Source organism: Pedobacter jeongneungensis (genome assembly GCF_000633455.1).
Lineage (GTDB): Bacteria > Bacteroidota > Bacteroidia > Sphingobacteriales > Sphingobacteriaceae > Pedobacter > Pedobacter jeongneungensis_A.
Map to the genome: position 1 here is coordinate 33,148 of NZ_AYMG01000033.1, position 20,119 is coordinate 53,266.

Below are 20,119 nucleotides of genomic sequence, written 5' to 3' on the forward strand. Positions count from 1 at the left end.
ATGTTAAGTAGAGTTGCATCAAGCCTATATTGGCTAAGCAGGTATGTGGAGCGTAGCGATGGGATGCTGCGCATGTTGAAAATAAATTACGCTTCCTCTCAGGATACCATACAGGAATTTACATGGAAACCCGTAATCAGGATTTTTTCATCAGATGACGAAAATGAGTTATTGAATATCCAGCACGATAGCCGGGCCGTAATTGAATACCTGTTGTTAAACCGTGAAAACCCAAATTCGATCTTAAACATCGTTACGCTTGCACGTGAAAATGCAAGAAGTGTGCAGGAACATATTCCGAAAGACTTATGGCAATGCTTAAATGAATATTACCATGCGGTAAAGGACGAAAAATTATTGTGGTATGTACAAAAGGATGATCCGGTAACAGCTTTGGATGTTTTAATTAAACAGGTCATGTTGTACCATGGTACAGCAGATAGCGTAATGGAGCGCGGCGAAAGCAGAAGTTTTATGAAAATCGGCAAACACCTGGAAAGAAGTATCCAATCTATCGATATTCTGGATATCAAATTTAGTTCCATCAGCAGTAATCCTGATTTATTAACGGATATTGCCTACTGGAAACACTTATTATTATCTTTAGGTGGTTATGAACTATATTTAAAAACCTACCGGCAGGGTTTTGATGCGAAAAACATCATCGAACTGGTGATGCTCAACAATGATTTTCCGCGTTCGGCATTGTACGCCATGAATAATATTGAAAGGTATTTTAACCGGTTGAAGAGCGAAAGCAATATCGAACATTACAATAATCTATCATTTAAAATAGGTCGCCTAAAAAGTATGATTACCTATAGCTCGGTAAATACCATGAACGAAGAACAGCTGCACCATTACCTTACGGAGATCAGGGCTGAGCTTTTCGGAATAGGAAACCTGTTAAATGAGTATTATTTCGCAAATTCATAATTCTTCAACCACAGATGGACACAGATTAACACGGATATTATGCTGTGTTAAAACATAATAACCGCCAATATGCCAATTTTCAAAATCAAACACATCACCAATTATAAATACGAATTGCCTGTTCGCGACAGTGCCAATCAGATTATTTTGTTCCCGATTAAGGATGACTATCAAAAAGTAGTTAAACACGACCTGAATATCTCAGGAAGTCCCGAAATTGAAATATTTATTGATTATTACGGCAACGAGGTAGGCACTTTTACACAAAACGAGCCACACACGCAACTGAAAATCTTCTCAAAGGTAAGCGTAGAAACTTTTGCGAAACCCTTACCGCAGGATGATATGTTTAGCAGCGAGCAATGGAACAGCCTGGATATGCTTAAATATGAGGTGCCTTATATCGATTATTTACGGCAGGAAAGTTTTGATGGCATTAGTCAACTTAAAGCAACTGCTCTGGGTATTAAAGGTGCTGATGATACCCCTTACCAAACCGCTATAAAATACTGCGCGGATGTTTTTAACAATTTCGAATACATTAAAGGTGTAACGGCAGTTGATACCACCATTGAGGAAATTTTAAAACTGAAGGCAGGCGTTTGTCAGGATTTTGCACATGTATTAACCGCTATGCTACGTTTAACTGGTATTCCGGCCCGTTATGTAAGCGGCTACATTTGTCCCAACAGAGATGGTATGCGGGGCGAGGGCGCAACCCATGCCTGGGCCGAAGCTTACCTGCCTGAATATGGCTGGTTAGGTTTAGACCCGACCAATAATTGCATTGTGAACGAAAACCATGTGCGTTTGGCCGTTGGACGTAACTTTACCGATTGCTCTCCTGTAAAAGGCGTTTACAAAGGCGGCTTCGAACATATTATGGAAGTAAATGTATCGGTAGGCTATAATGATGAAGATTTCAACGATCAGGAAACCTATTTCCAGCCAAAAGAAGTGAACTACAGCAAACCCACAGGAACAATAAGCACTGTAAGGACTAAAAATAGCTACCAACAATACATGGAAGCCATGCAACAACAGCAGCAGCAGCAGTAGGTAGTTTTCAGTTTACAATTAACAGTTAGCAATTTGAATTAACCTCATGCTAAAAAAACTGCCAACTGAAAACCGAAAACTGTTAACTGATACATTTTTTTTTCTAAATTTGCGCCTTTTAAAAATAACAATATGATTAAGAGACAGCAAATTAAAGATTTATTAAAGTCGACAGCATTTGACACAGAAGTAACGGTTATGGGATGGGTTAGAACCTTCCGTAATAATCAGTTTATTGCCTTAAATGACGGGTCTTGCATGAGCAATATCCAGGTTGTAATCGATTTTAATAATTTACCTGATGAGCTGTTAAAAAGAATAACAACCGGCGCAGCCATTTCGGCAACGGGTAAATTGATCGAATCCCTTGGAAAAGGTCAATCTGTAGAGGTTAAAGCTACAAGTGTAGAAATTTTGGGTGATAGTGATCCTGAAAAGTTTCCTTTACAGCCTAAAAAACACAGTTTAGAGTTTTTACGCGAAATTGCACACCTGCGTTTCCGCACCAATACTTTTAATGCCGTTTTTAAAGTGCGTCATGCATTGGCTTTTGCCATTCACCAGTTTTACAACGAGCGTGGTTTTGTATACATGCACACTCCTATTATTACAGCTAGCGATGCAGAAGGTGCCGGCGAAATGTTTAAGGTAACTACTTTAGATTTCGACAATACGCCACGTACAGAGGATGGTAAAGTCGATTTCTCACAGGATTTCTTTGCCCGCGCCACCAACTTAACGGTATCGGGACAGCTGGAAGGTGAATTAGCAGCCATGGCATTTGGTAAGATTTATACTTTCGGACCTACTTTCAGGGCTGAAAACTCGAATACTACACGTCACCTGGCAGAGTTTTGGATGATTGAGCCTGAATTTGCTTTTGCAGATTTGGAAGATAACATGCAGCTTGCAGAAGACATGATGAAGTATGTGATTAAATATGCTTTAGATAACTGCAAGGATGAATTAGAATTCTTAAACAGCCGTTTAGCGGAAGAAGATAAACAAAAACCGCAGAACGAACGCAGCGAATTCAGCTTGTTGGAAAAACTGGATTTCTGTTTGGCAAACGATTTTGAGCGTTTAACTTATACAGAAGCGATCAGGATTTTAAAATCTTCGAAGCCAAACCAAAAGAAACAGTTTAAATACCTGATTGATGAGTGGGGAGCTGATTTACAAAGTGAACACGAGCGTTTCCTGGTAGAGAAACACTTTAAAAAACCAGTAATTTTAACGGATTACCCTGCAGATATTAAATCGTTCTACATGCGCCAGAATGAGCCGGATGCGGAAGGCAGACAAACTGTTGCCGCAATGGATATTTTATTCCCGGGTATTGGTGAAATGATTGGTGGATCGCAGCGTGAAGAGCGTTTAGACCGCTTAACCAAACGCATGGAAGATTTAAATATCCCTCAGGATGAACTTTGGTGGTATTTGGATACCCGCCGTTTCGGTACCGCACCACACGCTGGTTTTGGTTTAGGTTTCGAACGTTTGGTATTGTTCGTAACCGGAATGACCAACATCCGCGACGTTATTGCTTTCCCAAGGTTCCCGAAAAACGCAGAGTTTTAGGCAGGGTTTAGGGTTTAGGGTTAAGGGTTAAGGGTTAAGGGTTAACAAATAGCCTCAATAAAGGGTTCAAATTTTAATGAAAATTTGAACCCTTTTTTTTGTTATAATATTATCTTCGAATCACTCTATGCTGCTGAAAATACAAAACGTTCCTACGGAACGAAAAAACATTTCATTTTTTTCTACCGAGGAGGCGTCGTCCCGATGGGACGGTTTGATTTGAAGAACATCTCTTGCCGCACATAATGCCATAAGGTTAAGAAGAAAGCAAAAAGCATTGCCATCCTGAAGGGTAATTTATTGTATGAAAATCAATGTGAATTACAGATAGAAAAGAAATTGAATAATCTCGAAGTATCGCCTCGATCCCGAAAATTCGGGAAGAAATCTTTTAAATTTGATTTCAATAACTTGTTACACAGATCTCTCCATTCTGCTACCGATGAAAAATCGGCAGTTATAGTTGAGATGACGACCATTCTATTTGAATAGATGCGTCAATGGCATCCTGGCGAAAGACAAATATTTTCTTTGTTTCGAACTGTAAAAGGTCTTAGACTACGCTCAGACAGAAAACACTTATGCTTAACATAACGACATTATTTTACTGAAGGATTAATCAATTGACCGTCCCAGCGGGACGCCTCATGGGTAGCCAATAGAATAATTGGCGTTTTCGTTCCGTAGGAACGTTTGGTGATTTAAGCATTAATTCTCCATCTGTTGTGGCCACCTAAACCTGATTGAAGCGGAAAGCCCGCATCCCGATTTTTCATCGGGAGAGGACTTGCAGCAAAAAGCAGGGCTGAACAAACCCAAGCACTACTGCACCTGCTTTTCTAAAAAATAATCCTGTAACTAAAAAACACTTTATAATAAATTCTATTTAGGCCTGGCACATTAACCTTCCTATAAAATTGGCTGAAGCAATCAAACGTTTTTTAAAGCAGTTAAACAGGTCCTTCTACAGGCTCAGGATGAAAACTTTATAGATGATAATTCTATATTTATAGAAAAACTTGCGAAGCACCAACTCAAGTACTTCGGAAGTTATCGCATAATACTATCGTCCATCATCATGCATCGTATCGCTATATGGATTGGCATGTGCATAATCTACCGCCGAAACTTTATAATCGGTTGGCGCAAAACTGGCCGAAGTACTCAATGCCATGCCCAGTTCGTAACGGGTTGGATAGGGTGTTTGTAACAAACTGCCTGCAGGGATATATGGAAAACTTTCTAAATAACTCTGCATTACACTCGGACTCACCCTCCTGTTGATATAAGCGCGGCTTAACTGATGTGTTTCTCTTAAGCCCGCAGCGCCCAATAACTCAACGGCACTAGCCACGGTAAGGTTATGGAAGTTTTTAACACGAACGGTTTTGTCTTCCACCACAAGTCCTTTCATTAAACTCTGATCTTGCGTGGCCACACCTGTTGGACAGGTATTGCTGTTACACTCTAAAGCCTGGATACAGCCCAAAGCAAACATCATTCCGCGGGCAGCATTACACATATCTGCACCGAGTGCGATATTTTTAACCAGATCGAAACCTGTAGCCACTTTACCTGAGGCAATAATTTTAATGTGTTTTTTTAAGTCGAAGCCGTTTAATACATCATAAACAAAAGCCACCCCTTCGCGTAAAGGCATACCTACCGAGTTAGAGAACTCCTGTGGCGCAGCACCTGTTCCACCCTCGCCACCATCTACGGTAATAAAATCAGGATAAATTTTAGTTTCTACCATCGCTTTACAAATGGCGTAAAATTCGCTTTTACGGCCAATACAAAGCTTAAATCCTACTGGTTTACCACCGGATAAATCACGAAGTTTTTTAACAAATTCGATCAAACCAATTGGTGTATTAAAAGCAGAGTGTGCAGGTGGCGACAATACATCTTTACCTTCGGGCACCAAACGGATCCTGGCCACCTCCGGAGTTACTTTTTTAGCGGGCAACATCCCGCCATGACCAGGTTTAGCACCTTGCGAAAGTTTAATTTCGATCATTTTTACCTGATCAGTTTTAGCCCTTTCGGCATAAGCATCATAATTGAAAGTTCCATCGGCATTACGGCAACCGAAATAACCGGTACCAATCTGCCAGATTAAATCGCCGCCCGGCTGACGGTGATAATCGCTGATTCCCCCTTCACCCGTATTGTGTGCGAAATTTCCCATTTTGGCACCACCATTTAAGGCTAAAATGGCGTTCTGGCTTAATGAACCAAAACTCATGGCCGAAATGTTATAAATACTTGCTGAATAAGGTTTTTTACAATCTGGTCCGCCTACCGTAACGCGGGGATCTAAATTTAACTCGTGGTGCGAAATAGCGGCAATGCTATGGCTTAACCACTCGTAACCATTATCGTACACGTTTAACTGCGTTCCGAATGGAATGGTATCGTTATCTTTTTTAGCACGCTGATAGATCAAAGAGCGGTTTAACCTGTTATAAGGCGTACCATTGGTATCGCTTTCTACGAAATATTGATAAACTTTCGGCCTCAACTCTTCCATAAAATACCTTAAACGCCCAAAAACGGGGTAGTTTCTTACGATACTGTGTTTAGGCTGGTATAAATCGTAAATACCAAGCAATACAAATGGGCCGGTGAAGATGAATGTCCACCATAAAAAAGGATGGTACAAGCCCAGCATAATGGTTAGGGCAATTAAAAATGCAGCAATGGCGACGAAAGCTTTTCTCATGTTGTTATTGTTAAGTATGATATCTGCACTGTAGAAGTATAATTTTGTTATCTTCTACCTTGTAAACGAGTCTGTGTTCTAAATTAATCCTCCTCGACCACCATCCTGAGTATTGATGTTTCAGTGGCTCTGGTTTCCCGGCTCCTTCAAAAGGCGTACGTTCGATTTCTTTTATGAGGGCATTTATTTTCTTGAGCACCGATTTATCAACCGATTGCCAATAGAGATAATCCTCCCATGCACCATCAAGAAACAATTTAATCATTATCGATCAAATCTTGCTCCTTAGCTAAACCATCCTCATAATCTTTTAGTCCCTGCTCAAGCCTCATTGCATTTTTTGGGCTTTTTAACAGATAAAAAGTTTCCTGCATGCTATCATAATCTGCTTTCGATAGCACAACAACGTCTTCTCCTTTTGCCCGGGTAACAAATAAAGGGGTATGATTAGTGAAAACCTTATCTAAATAAGACTTTAAACTTTGCCTGAATGAGGTATAATTTGTGATTTCCATAATACTCGTTTATAATCTTCAAAATTAAAGATAATAAAAAAACTGTACAATTATTTGTACATATTTAGAATGTTTATGATTAATGTTATTTAAACAACAAACGCATTAAATTGTTATTTTTACGCTATGCTTATTAAGATTTATCCAGAAAACCCAAACGAAAGGGCCATTGAACAAGTTGTTGAAGTGCTGAAAAAAGGTGGCCTGATCATCTATCCAACGGACACGATTTATGGTTTAGGCTGCGATATCACCAATCCAAAAGCCATCGAAAAAATATGCAGGATACGTGGTATCAAACCCGAAAAAGCCAATTTCTCTTTCATCTGCCACGATTTAAAACACATTTCTGATTACATTAAACCCATAGACAATACCACTTTCAGGGTATTAAAGAAAGCCTTACCGGGTCCGTTTACGTTTATTTTTAATGCCAATAATAACGTACCTAAATTATTAAGCTCCAATAAAAAAACAGTGGGTATCCGCGTGCCCGATAACAACATTTCACGCTGTATTGTAAAAGAACTGGGCAACCCTATCCTTTCTACTTCGATAAAAGACGATGATGATGTAATTGAATATTCTACTGATCCGGAATTGATTCACGAGAAATACGAGAACCTGGTTGACCTGATCATTGACGGTGGTTATGGCGACAATGAAGCTTCTACCGTGATTGATTGCACTACCGGTGAATTTGAAATCATCCGTGAAGGCAAAGGAAATATTGAAGAGTATTTGTAGCGATTCCTGCCTGCGCGGATCCGATAACTATCGGATGATAATCGTATTATAGCGAGCGCCTTTAACCCCTATCCGCCTATCGGTACCTTTCCCCTGAAAGGAAAGGGCTAAAAAACAAATTATCGCACCCAGCAATATGCGCCATGCCATCTGCACCCTGCTATCCGGCCTGGGAAATGATGGAAGGAGAAGCAGTTAAAACTTGTGTACAATCTTTACCTAACCCAAAGAACCAAAACAGAGGCAAGAACCATTTTTCTTCGTTCCTGGCCGCTGTTGCAAATAAAGTTTCGGCTAGCTTATCCGACATCAGTTCCAAGCCTTGATTTTTGGTTACTTTTGGATCAAGCCAAAAGTAAGAGCCCCCCGGCGGCGGCTGACCTGTGCCGATTTTTCATCGGTAGCCGAGGCAAGTCCGAGCCTGGGGCAAAACCTACAATTGTCATTCTGAACGCAGTGAAGAATCTTTCGGTAAAAGATCCTTCGTGCCTCAGGATGACAGAAAATTGTTAAAAGCAAAAAACGACGGAGTGACTGCCGTATCAATCGCAGACAACCCATAGTAGTAAGATTGCTTCCCCGGCTGAAAAAGCCTCATCGCAATGACGGATTTATTGTTGTAGTAGAATGACGATCGTATTATAGCGAGTGCCTTAAACCCTTATCCCCTTACCGGTACCTTCCCCTAAAAGGGAAAAGACTAAATTCCCAACAGATAGGAGGCAAAATTTATCAACATCTCATCTAAATATCAAAGAAATATATAAATTTATATTTTTAATGCCGTATTCCACAAGCTTTTAACAAAACAAACAACTAAAGTTAACTTCATTCTAATATTGAATTAATATTCAACGCATATTTTCGTAACCTAATCATTCTATATGGCGCTACAATTACTCCAATAAAGCTTTCCAGTTAAAAAATCTTTGTCATGCAAATGATTTTCGCATAATTACTATAGGTATTTACCACTATAGTGGCGGTTTGCGCTGAATGATCAAAAATCTTACAATCACAATCCTTATTATTCTGTATGACAAAATTCTACTTCTAATTATTCGAATCCTCGCGGGACCGTTCCCGAAACTCAGGCAATTACCCTTAATTCGCTTCACTAACTTATTCAAAAAGATTATTCATCATTTCATATCCCTAAACAAATTATATGAAAAAACTTTTACTATTATCCTTATTTCTTACCCTCTATTTCCCCTTCGCTACGTTGGCACAAATTGCCAGTTGGGATTTTACCGGGCAGAATATGTTGGCAACTTCTACTGCTACAACCTTTGATCCTGGCTTAACTGCTGCACCCATTCTAACCCACAGTGCCGTTGCAATAGCAAGTGCAGGCAACAATTCGTTCAGAACTGTCAACTTTAAAAACGACGGTATTTCGACTGCTAATACAGATTATTTCCAGGTAACATTAACAGCTTCAACAGGCAATAAAATTTCACTTAGCTCGATTGATGCCCTTTTTGCGGGAACAGCCACTTATTATGCAAATGCAGGCGTTAGTTCGCAATATGCCTATAGCCTGGATGGAACAACTTTTACTTTAATTGGAACCCCTGTATTAATCACAAGTACAGCTGTTGCGCCCAATGCATCTCCAACTGTTAACCTTTCCGGTATAACAGCCTTGCAAAATGTAGCCGCAGGTACAACAATAACCATTCGTTATTATGCATCAGGACAAACAGCTACAGGCGGCTGGGGGTTCAACTCTCCTGCTTCAGGAAGAATTGGCTTTAATATCGGTGGTTCGGTAAGTGGTTCGAATACAACCGATACAACTCCGCCGACCAATGCTGCCGGCTATCCTAAAACAGCTTCTATAACAAGCACCACAGTTAATTTGATCAGTAATATTAACGAAGCTGGAAATACATATTACGTGTTACTTCCGGCCACCGGCACAGTACCAACAACTGCACAAATAAAAGCAGGTAAAGATGGCAACAACGCTCAGGCACTTAAATTTGGTACAATTGCCAATACTGCCAATACTGACGCGACGGCAACTATTGCCGGACTTACACTGTCTACCGCCTACAAAATATATACAGTATCAGAAGATGCAGCCACCACGCCAAATTTACAAACTGCCTTCTCTACATTAAGTTTCACCACTCTTGGTGCAGCTGATGTTACCCCTCCCCTAACCACAGCAACCTATCCAAAGACCACAACGGTTACCACCACCTCAGTCGATTTTGTAAACAACATTAACGAAGCAGGTACCACTTATTATGTTTTAGCTCTTTCTGGAGGCACTGCGCCAACACCTGCACAGGTTAAAGCTGCACAGGACGGTACCGGAGCAGCCGCTTTTAAATCGGGATCATTTACCAATACAGCCAATACCGATGCCAGCGCATCCATCACGGGATTAACAACTGGTACGGGTTATACCTTATATGTAATTGCACAGGATAATGCCGGCAATTTACAAAGCACTGTTGCTACGGTTGATGCCACAACGGCTAATCCTCCTTTGGTGAGCGCGCCTGTAATCATCAGTCAATATTACGAGGGTGCTTCTGTAAACAAATGGATCGAATTAACCAACCTGAGCAATGCGCCAATTAATACCGCATCACCACAGTTAAAATTAGCTTTATACAACATTTCGGGCGATGCAGGGAACATCAACATCACCGGTGCGCCATCGCAAATTGTAAATTTAAACTTTACCATCCCAGCCCATGGAACAGTACTATTGGGTAACACAGGTAACAGCAATACCGAAGTACCCTACCTAAGTCCTGCCAGTGCCATATTAAACAGCAATACCGTAATCAATTTCAATGGAAACGATGGTGTGGCCCTTTTAGATGCCAACAACAACATTATCGATGCTTTTGGGCAAGGGGTAAATGCCAAAGACGTTTCTTATGTAAGAAGTTTGAATGTAACGGCGCCTAGTCCTACTTATGTAGACGACGACTGGACCAGAACGCCGTTGGCTACTGTTCAGAACGCCATTGATGATGATGATGCCAATAGATTAGGTGTACATTTCCCACCTAACCTGCCTGCCTGCGCCGCGCCAAGCAGCCCTGCAACCGCATTGGCTTTTAGCGCTGTAACCACAGGCAGCATTACCGCTACCTTTACCAAATCGGCAGATGCCAACGAATACCTGATCATCAGAAGTTTAAACGCTACCTTAAGCGCGCTTCCGGTTGACGGAACCGCTTATGCCATTGGTTCTGCTTTTGGTGGTGGTACCGTAATCAATAAAGTTGTAAGCAATACTTTTACAGATAATGGTTTAACCAGTTCTACTACTTACAACTATTTTATTGTTCCGTTAAACAACCTTTCTTGTACCGGCGGACCAAAATATTTAACCACCAATATTTTAACCGCTGCACAAACCACCAAAACCTTATTGCCTTGTGCCACTCCAACTGCACAGCCTACAGGTTTTACCATTACCTCATCTAATTATAACTTTATTCAGGCTTCTTTTACGGCCGCCAGCGCAGCTGATGAATACCTGGTGGTGATTAGCACCAGTAATACCTTAACCGCAGCACCGGTAAACCAAACGGTTTATAATGTCGGCGATGTTTTAGGTGGTGGTATCGTAGTAAAAAGAGGAAGCGGTACTTCTTTTATCAGAAATGGTTTAACGCAAAATACCAATTATTACTTTTTCACCTACGCCGTAAACAGTGCCTGTAGCGGTGGTCCTTTGTATTTAACCACACAACCGCTGTTAGGAAACTTTAAAACGGGCATCCTTGATGTCAATAAACTAAATTTCTATTATGGTAATTTACACAGTCACAGTAGTTATTCTGACGGAAATAAAGACGATTTAACCAAAAAACCAGAAGATGATTATGCTTTTGCCAAAACGGCGATGAACCTCGATTTCCTTGGGATATCAGAGCATAACCATACACAGGCGGGCATGTCATTAGCGAACTGGCAACCCGGTATCATCGCTGCTAAAAATGCAACTACTTCTACTTTCGTTGCCCTTCATGGTATGGAATGGGGTGTAATCAGTGGCGGTGGACACGTAATTGTGTACGGTATAGATTCATTGATCGGCTGGGAACCCGGCGAAAACCAGATTTATGTACCTAAAAGTACTTATACTGGTCCTGCAGGTTTATTCAGGATTATTAACCGCCATGGTTTGAATGCTGTAGCTACCCTGGCCCATCCTAACACAACAGATTTCAATAACATCTCGGCAACTTACGATTTAAGTGCTGATAGTGCAATTGTAGGTGCGGCTTTAGAAAGTGGTCCTGCATTTTCGACCAATGTTACCTATTCCGATCCCGCAAGCTCGATGAGTTATTTAAGTTATTATAACCGCATGCTCGCCAGGGGATATCACCTTGGTGCAACCATCGATCATGATAACCACAATTTAACTTTTGGTAAACATACCCGTGCCAGGTTAGTGGTACTTGCCCCTGCCCTTACCGAAAACGATTTATTGGATGCCATTAAAAAGATGCGTTTTTACGCCTCAGAAGATTCGGCCGCGAAAGTTGTCTTCACCATCAACAAACAGCCTGTAGGAAGTGTATTTAAAACGGCTGGTGCGCCACAGCTCTCGGTGAGTTCAATTACCACCAGTGCGGTAACCAGCATCCGGATTTTATACGGAACACCCGGAAGCGGCACCAATCCCGTAGAGTTAACCACCAGTCCAACGGCAAGTTTAACTTATACCGATAATGCTCTTGCCAATTTGGCCACAGGTTACTATTATGCTGATATTGTGGAATCAGACGGAAGCCGGATCATTACCTCCCCCATCTGGTATACCAGAGACGATGCAACCGTTAAAAAAGACCAGCTCATCACCTTTGCGCCTACCAGAACCGCTACTTATGGCGATCCTGATTTAGTTGCAGGGGCCACGAGCGACAATACAGCCATTAACATTGAATATACCAGCAGCGATACCAATATTGCCACCATCAGCAATAACGATATCCACATTGTAAAAGCAGGTACAGTGACCATTACTGCCAATCAACCGGGCGATACTTTCTTTAACCCGGCAGTTGCCAAACAACAGGTTTTGACCATTTCGCCAAAAGCCATTACAGTAACGGCCGATGCCAAAACCAAGGTGGAAAGCACAGTTGATCCGGCCTTTACCTATGTTTCTACACCTGCATTGGTTGGAACAGATACTTTTACAGGCGCATTAACCCGTGTTGCAGGCGAAACTGCCGGCGATTATGCCATTCAACAGGGAACATTGGCTTTAAGTACCAATTACGCGATTAACTATACCGCAGCCAAACTGCACATTTATGCTAAACCGGTTGCAGCATTAAGCGGTAATATTTCTATTCCTGTGAATACCACTGCTCCGGTAATTACCTTTACCGCAACTGCAGGTACCGCACCATTTACTTTTACGTATAACATTAACGGTGGTGCAAGCCAAACCTTAACATCAGCAACAGGTACTGCAACCATCACCCCGCCGAGCAATGTTGTGGGTACCTTTGTTTATACGGTAACCAGCATTACAGATGCTTACAGTACACAACCTCAAAACATCTCCACTACGGTTAAAATTAATCCTATCCCAGTTGCCAGCATTGCCGGAACTACCGCTTTATGTTTAAACGGAACGGCACCAACGGTTACTTTTACCGGTGGAAACGGAACTGGGCCTTATGTATTTACCTATAACATTAATGGTGGTGCAAGCCAAACGGTGAGTACTATAGGTACAAACACCACAGCTACGGTAACTGCTCCATCAAACGTTGCAGGTACTTTTAACTACAATTTACTGAATGTGAGTGATGTAAACGCAGGCCAGGCACAAAGTGGAACTGCAACCATCACAGTAAGGGCTTTGGCCACCGCAAGCATTTCGGGTTCAACAGCGGTACCAAACCTGGCCGCAGCACCTAATATTACCTTCACCGGTGCCAACGGAACCGCACCATATACTTTCACCTATAACATTAATGGTGGTACAAACAGAACGGTAACTTCAACAGGCAATACCGCAACGGTTTCAGCACCAACTTCGGCAGTAGGAACCTTTGTGTATAATTTAGTAAGTGTGGCCGATGTAAACTGTGGTCAGCCGCAAACGGGTTCGGCAACGGTAATTATTCGTCCTTTACCTGTGGCCACCATTGCAGGCAATACATCCGTGTGTAACTTCGGTTCATCGCCAAACATCACTTTTACAGGTTCAGTTGGAACGGCTCCTTATACCTTTACCTATACCGTAAATGGAGGCAGCAACCGCACCGTAACCACCAACTCGACTACCGCGACGGTTAGCGTGCCAACCAACACGGTGGGTACCTTTACTTATACTTTAGTGAGCGTGGCCGATGCTTATGCCAGCCAGACACAAACCGGATCGGCAACCGTAACCGTAAACGCTTTACCAGTGGCTTCGATCAGCAGCAATAAAGGTTTATCGATTTCGAAAGGTGATGCCATTATTTTAACGGCTACCGGCGGTACGCAGTACAACTGGTCAGGCTCTGATGTGGTTAGCGGACAAAACACGCCAGCCTTAACCATCCGTCCGAAACAGAGCGGCACTTACCGGGTTACCGTAACCAATGCAAGTGGTTGTGTGAGCGATCAAAGCATTGCCATTACTGTAATAGAAGATTATAAACTGGAAGCCAGTACCGTAGTTACGCCAAATGGTGATGGATACAACGATAAATTTATCGTAAAAAACATCGATTATTATCCAAACAATACCTTAAAGATTTTCGATAAGGCCGGGAGGATGTTATACACCAAACATACCTATACCAATGATTGGGACGGAACCATAAACGGCAGTCCGTTGAGTGAAGGAACCTATTATTACATCATCGATTTAGGTAATGGTATCGGTACATTTAAAGGTTACATCAACATCATCAGAGACTAATTACAGACATGAGAGCAATTACAAAAAACATAAAGCAAATGCGTCGCGTAACGTTTCTATTTGCTGCAACTACATTATTTTTAGGATCTGCAAAAGCGCAGATCCTTCCACTCAATGCACAGTATTTCCAGAACCGTTACCTCGTTAACCCCTCAATGGCCGGTATCGATGAAGGTTTTAACATCAACGGAAGTTTCCGCAAACAATGGTCGAACATTCCGGGAGCACCCATTACACAAAGTGTAACCTTAGATCAGCAGGTGAACAAAGTTGGCTGGGGTATAAATATCTACAACGAGAAATCGGGGGGCATTCAGCGTACCAAAGCGGTGGGTACCTTTGCCTATCACCTTCCGTTAAACAGCGACGACCAGAAATTAAACTTCGGGATCTCTTTTGGTGCTAGCCAGGACAAGCTTGATTTAAGCAGCGTAAGGAATAGTGATATTAACGATCCATCCATCGCCCGTTTTAACGACAGGGGTTATTATTTAGATGGCGATTTCGGTATTTCCTATACTTCAAAAGGTTTAACCGTTGAAGGTGCCGTGCCCAACATGCGTTCCGTTTTCAGAAAAGACGATTTAAACTTTGCTGATAAGCCCACCTTTTATTCCGCAGTGAGTTATAAATTCGCTTTAGGATCGGGCATCAATGGCATCAGCCTGGAGCCAAAAGGTGTTTTCAGGGGCATTAAAAATTACGAAAATTTATGGGATGCAGGTGTAAACGCAAACTTCGCCAACGATAAATTATACCTGATGGCGATGTACCACAATACGCAGAATGCTACCGTTGGTTTTGGAATGAACTATAAATCGACTTTATATTTTATGGCCTATTATAATACCGCCACTTCAGCCATCAGCGGTTATACCGACGGCGATTTCGAAGTGAATATCCGTGTAAATATTGGCAAGAAACCATAATTTTATTTTAAAAGAAGGGTCGTCATCCGATAGCTATCGGATCTCGCGCAGGCGGGAATCTTAATGCAAATAAACATCAACCTCCCGGATTCATTCGGAAGCGACACCAAAAAGCCGCAGATTTAAGTATCTGCGGCTTTTTTTATTGATCGCAGTGCCTAACCCCTATCCGCCTATCGGCACCTTTCCCCTGAAAGGGAAAGGCCTTGAAAAACAAATTACCGCACCCTACAATATGTCCTATGCGATCTGCTCCCTGCTACCGGCCTCGGAACTGATGGAAGGAGAAAACGTTAAAGCTTTTGCACCTCTTTTCGACCTACCACCGCCCAGAGGCAGCACGCCCTCCCCGATTTTTCATCGGGGGCTTGTGCTGACGACCTAAAAAGCTTTGACGAATTTATCCGACATCAGATCCAAGCCTTGATTGTTTGTTTCTTTTGGATCAAGCCAAAAGTAAGAGCCCCTCGGCGGCGGTGAGCCGATAGAGATTTTTCATCGGTAGCCGAGGCAAACCTGAGCAAGGGAAGCTTATTAGCCAATGAGTAAATAGAAACAAGTGCTAAGCACTCAGAGATCCTTCGTGCCTCAGGATGACAAAAAACAACGAAGCAATGCCAGGCAAAAGCCAACATAATTTTACAATAATAGCGAAAGCATTAAGGTTCCCCCCTGCGCGGGATCCGATAGGTATCAGATGACGACCGTGTTATAGCGAGTGCATTAAACCCCTATCCGGCTATCGGCACCTTTCCCCTGGAAGGGAAAGGACTTGTAAATAAATTAACGCATTCATTCAAGCGTCATGCTATCTGCTCCCTGCTACCGGCCTCGGAACTGATGGAAGGAGAAAACGTTAAAGCTTTTGCATCTCTTTTCGACCTACCACCGCCCAGAGGCAGCACGCCCTCCCCGATTTTTCATCGGGGGCTTGTGCTGGCGACCTAAAAGCTTTGACGAATTTATCCGACATCAGATCCAAGCCTTGATTTTTTGTTACTTTTGGATCAAGCCAAAAGTAAGAGCCCCTCGGCGGCGGTGAGCCGAGGCAAGATTGAGCGAAGGGAAACTTATTAGCCGGTGAGCAAACACAAACAAGTGCTAAGCACTTAGAGATCCTTCGTACCTCAGGATGACAGAAAACAGCGAGGCAAGGCTGACCGTATTAGTATTGAGCCGATAGAGATTTTCATCAGTAACCGAATTAAGCAAGAATAATTATAACCCTTTTACCCCCTCCATCCCTTCATTTTTCCTATTTTTACCCCTATGGCTAAACTCATCAACCTAGAAGCATTTCAGCGTTTTTTCCGGTCCGGACAAGTAGGCGGTTTTTTACTCCTCATTTGCGTCGCCATCTCCCTACTCATCGCCAATACCGCCTCAAAAGAAAGTTTCGAAGCCTTTTTAGCAACCAAATTAGGCTTTGGTGAAGTGAACTACAGCATTTTAGCCTGGATAAACGATGCCTTAATGGCCATATTTTTCCTGCTCGTAGGACTCGAAATCAAACGCGAACTGGTAGAAGGCGAACTTTCCTCCCTTAAAAGCGCAGCCTTACCGGTAATCGCCGCCTTAGGAGGCATGCTCGTACCCGCTTTAATTTATAGCCTGTTTAATAAAGGCGCAGAAACGGCTGGCGGCTGGGGGATCCCCATGGCTACCGACATTGCATTTGCACTCGCCATTATCGCCATGCTGGGTAAAAGCGTTCCTACGAGTTTAAAAATATTCCTGGCCGCTCTGGCCATTGTAGATGACCTCGGTGCCATTCTCGTTATCGCGATCTTTTATACCCAACAGATCCATTTCGAATACCTGGCCATGGCCGGGGGCATCCTGGTGCTTTTAAGCTTAATGAATTATTTCGGGGTAAAGAAACTGGTATTTTACCTTATCCCCGGCATATTCCTCTGGTATTTCATCCACCACTCGGGCATCCATGCCACCATTGCAGGGGTATTACTGGCTTTCACCATCCCCACCAACGAAACCGACATCGAATCGCCTTTAGAAAAACTCGAACATTTTTTAACCACTCCCGTGAATTACCTCATTATGCCGGTTTTCGCACTGGCCAATACGAATATCACTTTCCAGAAAGAAATGCTTACGGGACTGGTTTCTCCTTTAGGCCTCGGCATTATCGTAGGTTTATTTGCTGGCAAAACCATTGGGGTAACCTTTTTTAGCTGGCTTGCCGTGAAACTGAAATGGGCCGATTTACCCACCGGAGCAGGCTGGAAACACATCTTAGGTTTGGGCATGCTCGCAGGAATCGGTTTTACGATGTCGATTTTTATTGCGCTGCTCTCGTTTAGCGAGGTGTTACATGTTTCGGAAGCGAAGTTTGCGATTTTAACGGCTTCGATCTTATCGGGTGTGGTGGGGTTTGTGTTTTTGAAATCGGTGAGGGCTAAGGGTTAACCACAAATTGTATTTTAACCACGGAGATGACAAAAAAATCACAGCGGGTAAAGTATAATGATGCAAATTAGTATATGTCTACGATAAACAAGTATCTATACAGGAGAATACAAATTACTTGTTTCTCTATACAAATCTATTAGATGATATACAGACATATCTATTAATGGTTCAAACATAAATGCATTCATATGAATATTCTCAGGAGTCATCAAATTAACTTTATCTAAAGTAATCAACGCAATACTTAATGGAAATTTATTCTTATACTCTTTATATAATTCTTGTGTTTGATTAGATGTTATCTTTGTTAAATCGATATCTGCAAGTTTGCTTATTAAATATTCTTCAGCTCTTAATCTAATAGCAATTGCAAGCGTAATTTTATTTTCAAGTAATATTTCATCAATATTAGATTCTTTTGATATACTATTAGCTGTACTAAAAATCATTTGAACAAGGTTTTCTCCACCGAATGTGACTGTTTTTCCATCAAGTTTAATAAGCCGGCTTTTATATATGTCAAATATATTTTGTGCAGTTAATTCTGAACTTATTTCTTTCTTATGTAAACAATTTGTAAGTATCAAATACTGATGGCAAGTATCAGATTCACTATATTCTATTAAATTTCTAACAAAAGTTATCAAACTTATAAAAACCTTCGGATCATCAAATCTGTCGATAAAGTATGTAAAAATATGTTTTAAGTATTGACCATTATGTAGATTTATATGTTTACCTTTTGATTTCGTTGCCATGTATATAACTCCTCGGCGTAAGTAGAGTCTAGAGGCAACAGTTCTATAAAAATCAAAATTATGTGTTAAAACTATGATCCTAAAAGCACCTAAATTATGTAAATCCTTTATATATTCTATGATGGCGAATTTGTTTTTATAATCAAAAGAATCTGCTATGTCATCAAAAATAAGCAATGATTTATCAGGGCTTTGTTTTCTCGATTCGATCTCAAATAAAAATTGTAATATAAAATAAGCTCTCTGCTCGCCTTTACTAAGAACACTTAAAAGATTATCACGATTTTGTCTTACCGGACTGTCATCTCCATCTGAATACTCAAATTCTAAGTTTGCAGTTTCTTGCTTTAAAACTATATCTTCCTGATTTACTAGAATAACTTTAAAAGGCACGTAAAATCTATCATTAAATGTTTTGATAATTTTATTCCATAGATCGAATTCTTTTTTAGACTCTTTTATGATAGCTTCTAATTCCTTTTTTTGTTCTTTATAATAATTTGATAATTCTTCAGCCTCAAACTTAATTTCAGATAAATAACTAAGCCAAACTTCTTTTTTAAACTTTTGATAATCTTCAAGTTTAATGAGTAAAAGATTATCTCTTTCAATTATTTTTTTGAATGCTCTCAGCTCAACATTGGCGCCTATTCCTTTGTCTAGCTTATCAAAGGCCTTTTGTAGTTTTTCATCTTTAAGAATATTCTGTATTTCTTCCTGAACAACCTGTTTTAGTTTTTCGTAATCATCGATTTCAGTACCATCTTCTAATACAAATTTATGCCCCGCCTTAAAAAAAGCATTGTCGGCAGTCGAATTAATTATCTCGTTAGCTTGATATGTTCCAAAATTATTTTCTCCCGTTTGGTTAAAGAACTTAGATTTTGAAATTATATTTTTATAATCAGTTACATACTGATTGAGTGTAGTTTTATTTTTAGATAGAAATTTTTCGACATTGCCTTTTTTATCAAAGATGTCATTATATCTAAAAGTAACTTTTTCAAAGTTTTCTTTTAAAAATTCAAAATGTACTAGCAATAATTCAAAAAAAGAGATATTAGCTCCTTCAGAAAATGTATTTACAAATTCACTTTCACAATCTGTGCTCTGTGAAATAACCTTTAATTTTTTTATAAATTCACCTTTACGCTCATTTAAATCTATATAAATTTCATCATAACGTTTTTTTAACTCTTTACTGGCTAAAAAAGAACTTATTTTACTTGTGGCATCGAAAGATGTATCCTCTGCATTAATTACTAATACCTTTTCCGGAGCAATTTCATTTCCATCTACAAGAACTATTGCTTCTGACAATCTTGAGCTGTAAACACGGTCACAAATTCTATCTGCATTTTTTTTTGAGATAAGATCAAACGTGTGAGCAAATGATGTTTTCATTGTGCCATTAGGTGCATAAATGAGAAAAGTATTAGATTTTGTAAAATCAAACTCATGGCTTAGCTTTCCAATGCCAAAGCAATTTGTTAAATCAATTTTAATTTTATCCATTTCTTGGCTTT

12 protein-coding genes are annotated in these 20,119 nt (G+C 40.8%); 7 read left to right on the top strand and 5 right to left on the bottom strand.

Annotation, left to right across the window (positions count from 1 at the left end; translation table 11 throughout):
• The 3 genes from U859_RS0125850 (at position 1) to asnS (ending at position 3,576) form a co-directional block, all read left to right on the top strand.
• Positions 1–936, top strand: coding sequence for an alpha-E domain-containing protein (locus U859_RS0125850; protein ID WP_025146145.1), 936 nt, complete (start codon positions 1–3; stop codon positions 934–936).
• Positions 937–1,005: 69 nt separating this feature from the next.
• A complete protein-coding gene (locus tag U859_RS0125855; RefSeq protein WP_025146146.1) occupies positions 1,006–1,995 on the top strand; it encodes a transglutaminase domain-containing protein in 990 nt (329 codons plus the stop codon).
• Between the two features lie 132 nt (positions 1,996–2,127).
• The gene (asnS, locus tag U859_RS0125865) at positions 2,128–3,576 is read left to right on the top strand and encodes an asparagine--tRNA ligase (RefSeq protein ID WP_025146147.1); all 1,449 of its coding nucleotides are present in this window, start codon (positions 2,128–2,130) and stop codon (positions 3,574–3,576) included.
• Between the two features lie 1,063 nt (positions 3,577–4,639).
• On the opposite strand, the gene U859_RS0125870 is transcribed toward asnS, so the two are convergent.
• The 3 genes from U859_RS0125870 to U859_RS0125880 are packed head-to-tail and all read right to left on the bottom strand — an operon-like array spanning position 4,640 to position 6,816.
• On the bottom strand, positions 4,640–6,301 hold the full coding sequence (locus U859_RS0125870) for an FMN-binding glutamate synthase family protein (RefSeq protein ID WP_025146148.1): 1,662 nt from the start codon (positions 6,299–6,301) through the stop codon (positions 4,640–4,642).
• Positions 6,302–6,311: 10 nt separating this feature from the next.
• Complete coding sequence (locus U859_RS0125875; RefSeq protein ID WP_025146149.1) at positions 6,312–6,566, bottom strand: Txe/YoeB family addiction module toxin; 255 nt, start codon at positions 6,564–6,566, stop codon at positions 6,312–6,314.
• Complete coding sequence (locus U859_RS0125880) at positions 6,559–6,816, bottom strand: type II toxin-antitoxin system Phd/YefM family antitoxin (protein ID WP_025146150.1); 258 nt, start codon at positions 6,814–6,816, stop codon at positions 6,559–6,561. The genes U859_RS0125875 and U859_RS0125880 overlap by 8 nt, the downstream gene beginning before the upstream one ends.
• Before the next feature lie 126 nt (positions 6,817–6,942).
• On the opposite strand from U859_RS0125880, the gene U859_RS0125885 reads away from it, so the two are divergent.
• Positions 6,943–7,563 (top strand): L-threonylcarbamoyladenylate synthase, encoded by a 621-nt coding sequence (locus U859_RS0125885; protein ID WP_025146151.1) that lies wholly within the window; start codon positions 6,943–6,945, stop codon positions 7,561–7,563.
• Positions 7,564–7,723: 160 nt separating this feature from the next.
• Here U859_RS0125885 and U859_RS32100 read toward each other — a convergent pair whose 3' ends face one another.
• Positions 7,724–7,873 carry a hypothetical protein gene (locus U859_RS32100; RefSeq protein WP_162800052.1) on the bottom strand — a complete coding sequence of 50 codons (150 nt, stop codon included), beginning with the start codon at positions 7,871–7,873 and terminating at the stop codon, positions 7,724–7,726.
• Positions 7,874–8,731: 858 nt separating this feature from the next.
• Here U859_RS32100 and U859_RS0125895 point away from each other — a divergent pair.
• From U859_RS0125895 to nhaA, 3 genes are all read left to right on the top strand, one after another.
• Positions 8,732–14,476, top strand: coding sequence for a CehA/McbA family metallohydrolase (locus U859_RS0125895; RefSeq protein WP_025146153.1), 5,745 nt, complete (start codon positions 8,732–8,734; stop codon positions 14,474–14,476).
• An 8-nt stretch (positions 14,477–14,484) separates the two neighbouring features.
• Positions 14,485–15,405, top strand: coding sequence for a type IX secretion system membrane protein PorP/SprF (locus U859_RS0125900; protein WP_025146154.1), 921 nt, complete (start codon positions 14,485–14,487; stop codon positions 15,403–15,405).
• Positions 15,406–16,674: 1,269 nt separating this feature from the next.
• Positions 16,675–17,832: a Na+/H+ antiporter NhaA gene (gene nhaA, locus U859_RS0125905; protein ID WP_025146155.1), complete on the top strand. Its 1,158-nt coding sequence runs from the start codon at positions 16,675–16,677 to the stop codon at positions 17,830–17,832.
• Between the two features lie 95 nt (positions 17,833–17,927).
• On the opposite strand, the gene U859_RS0125910 is transcribed toward nhaA, so the two are convergent.
• The gene (locus tag U859_RS0125910) at positions 17,928–20,108 is read right to left on the bottom strand and encodes a hypothetical protein (protein WP_025146156.1); all 2,181 of its coding nucleotides are present in this window, start codon (positions 20,106–20,108) and stop codon (positions 17,928–17,930) included.
• Between the last annotated feature and the right edge of the window lie 11 nt (positions 20,109–20,119).

Coding starts and splice junctions, on each gene's coding strand:
- U859_RS0125850 (WP_025146145.1), top strand. CDS start 1: ATGTTAAGTAGAGTTGCATCAAGCCTATATTGGCTAAGCAGGTATGTG.
- U859_RS0125855 (WP_025146146.1), top strand. CDS start 1,006: ATGCCAATTTTCAAAATCAAACACATCACCAATTATAAATACGAATTG.
- asnS (WP_025146147.1), top strand. CDS start 2,128: ATGATTAAGAGACAGCAAATTAAAGATTTATTAAAGTCGACAGCATTT.
- U859_RS0125870 (WP_025146148.1), bottom strand. CDS start 6,301: ATGAGAAAAGCTTTCGTCGCCATTGCTGCATTTTTAATTGCCCTAACC.
- U859_RS0125875 (WP_025146149.1), bottom strand. CDS start 6,566: ATGATTAAATTGTTTCTTGATGGTGCATGGGAGGATTATCTCTATTGG.
- U859_RS0125880 (WP_025146150.1), bottom strand. CDS start 6,816: ATGGAAATCACAAATTATACCTCATTCAGGCAAAGTTTAAAGTCTTAT.
- U859_RS0125885 (WP_025146151.1), top strand. CDS start 6,943: ATGCTTATTAAGATTTATCCAGAAAACCCAAACGAAAGGGCCATTGAA.
- U859_RS32100 (WP_162800052.1), bottom strand. CDS start 7,873: ATGTCGGATAAGCTAGCCGAAACTTTATTTGCAACAGCGGCCAGGAAC.
- U859_RS0125895 (WP_025146153.1), top strand. CDS start 8,732: ATGAAAAAACTTTTACTATTATCCTTATTTCTTACCCTCTATTTCCCC.
- U859_RS0125900 (WP_025146154.1), top strand. CDS start 14,485: ATGAGAGCAATTACAAAAAACATAAAGCAAATGCGTCGCGTAACGTTT.
- nhaA (WP_025146155.1), top strand. CDS start 16,675: ATGGCTAAACTCATCAACCTAGAAGCATTTCAGCGTTTTTTCCGGTCC.
- U859_RS0125910 (WP_025146156.1), bottom strand. CDS start 20,108: ATGGATAAAATTAAAATTGATTTAACAAATTGCTTTGGCATTGGAAAG.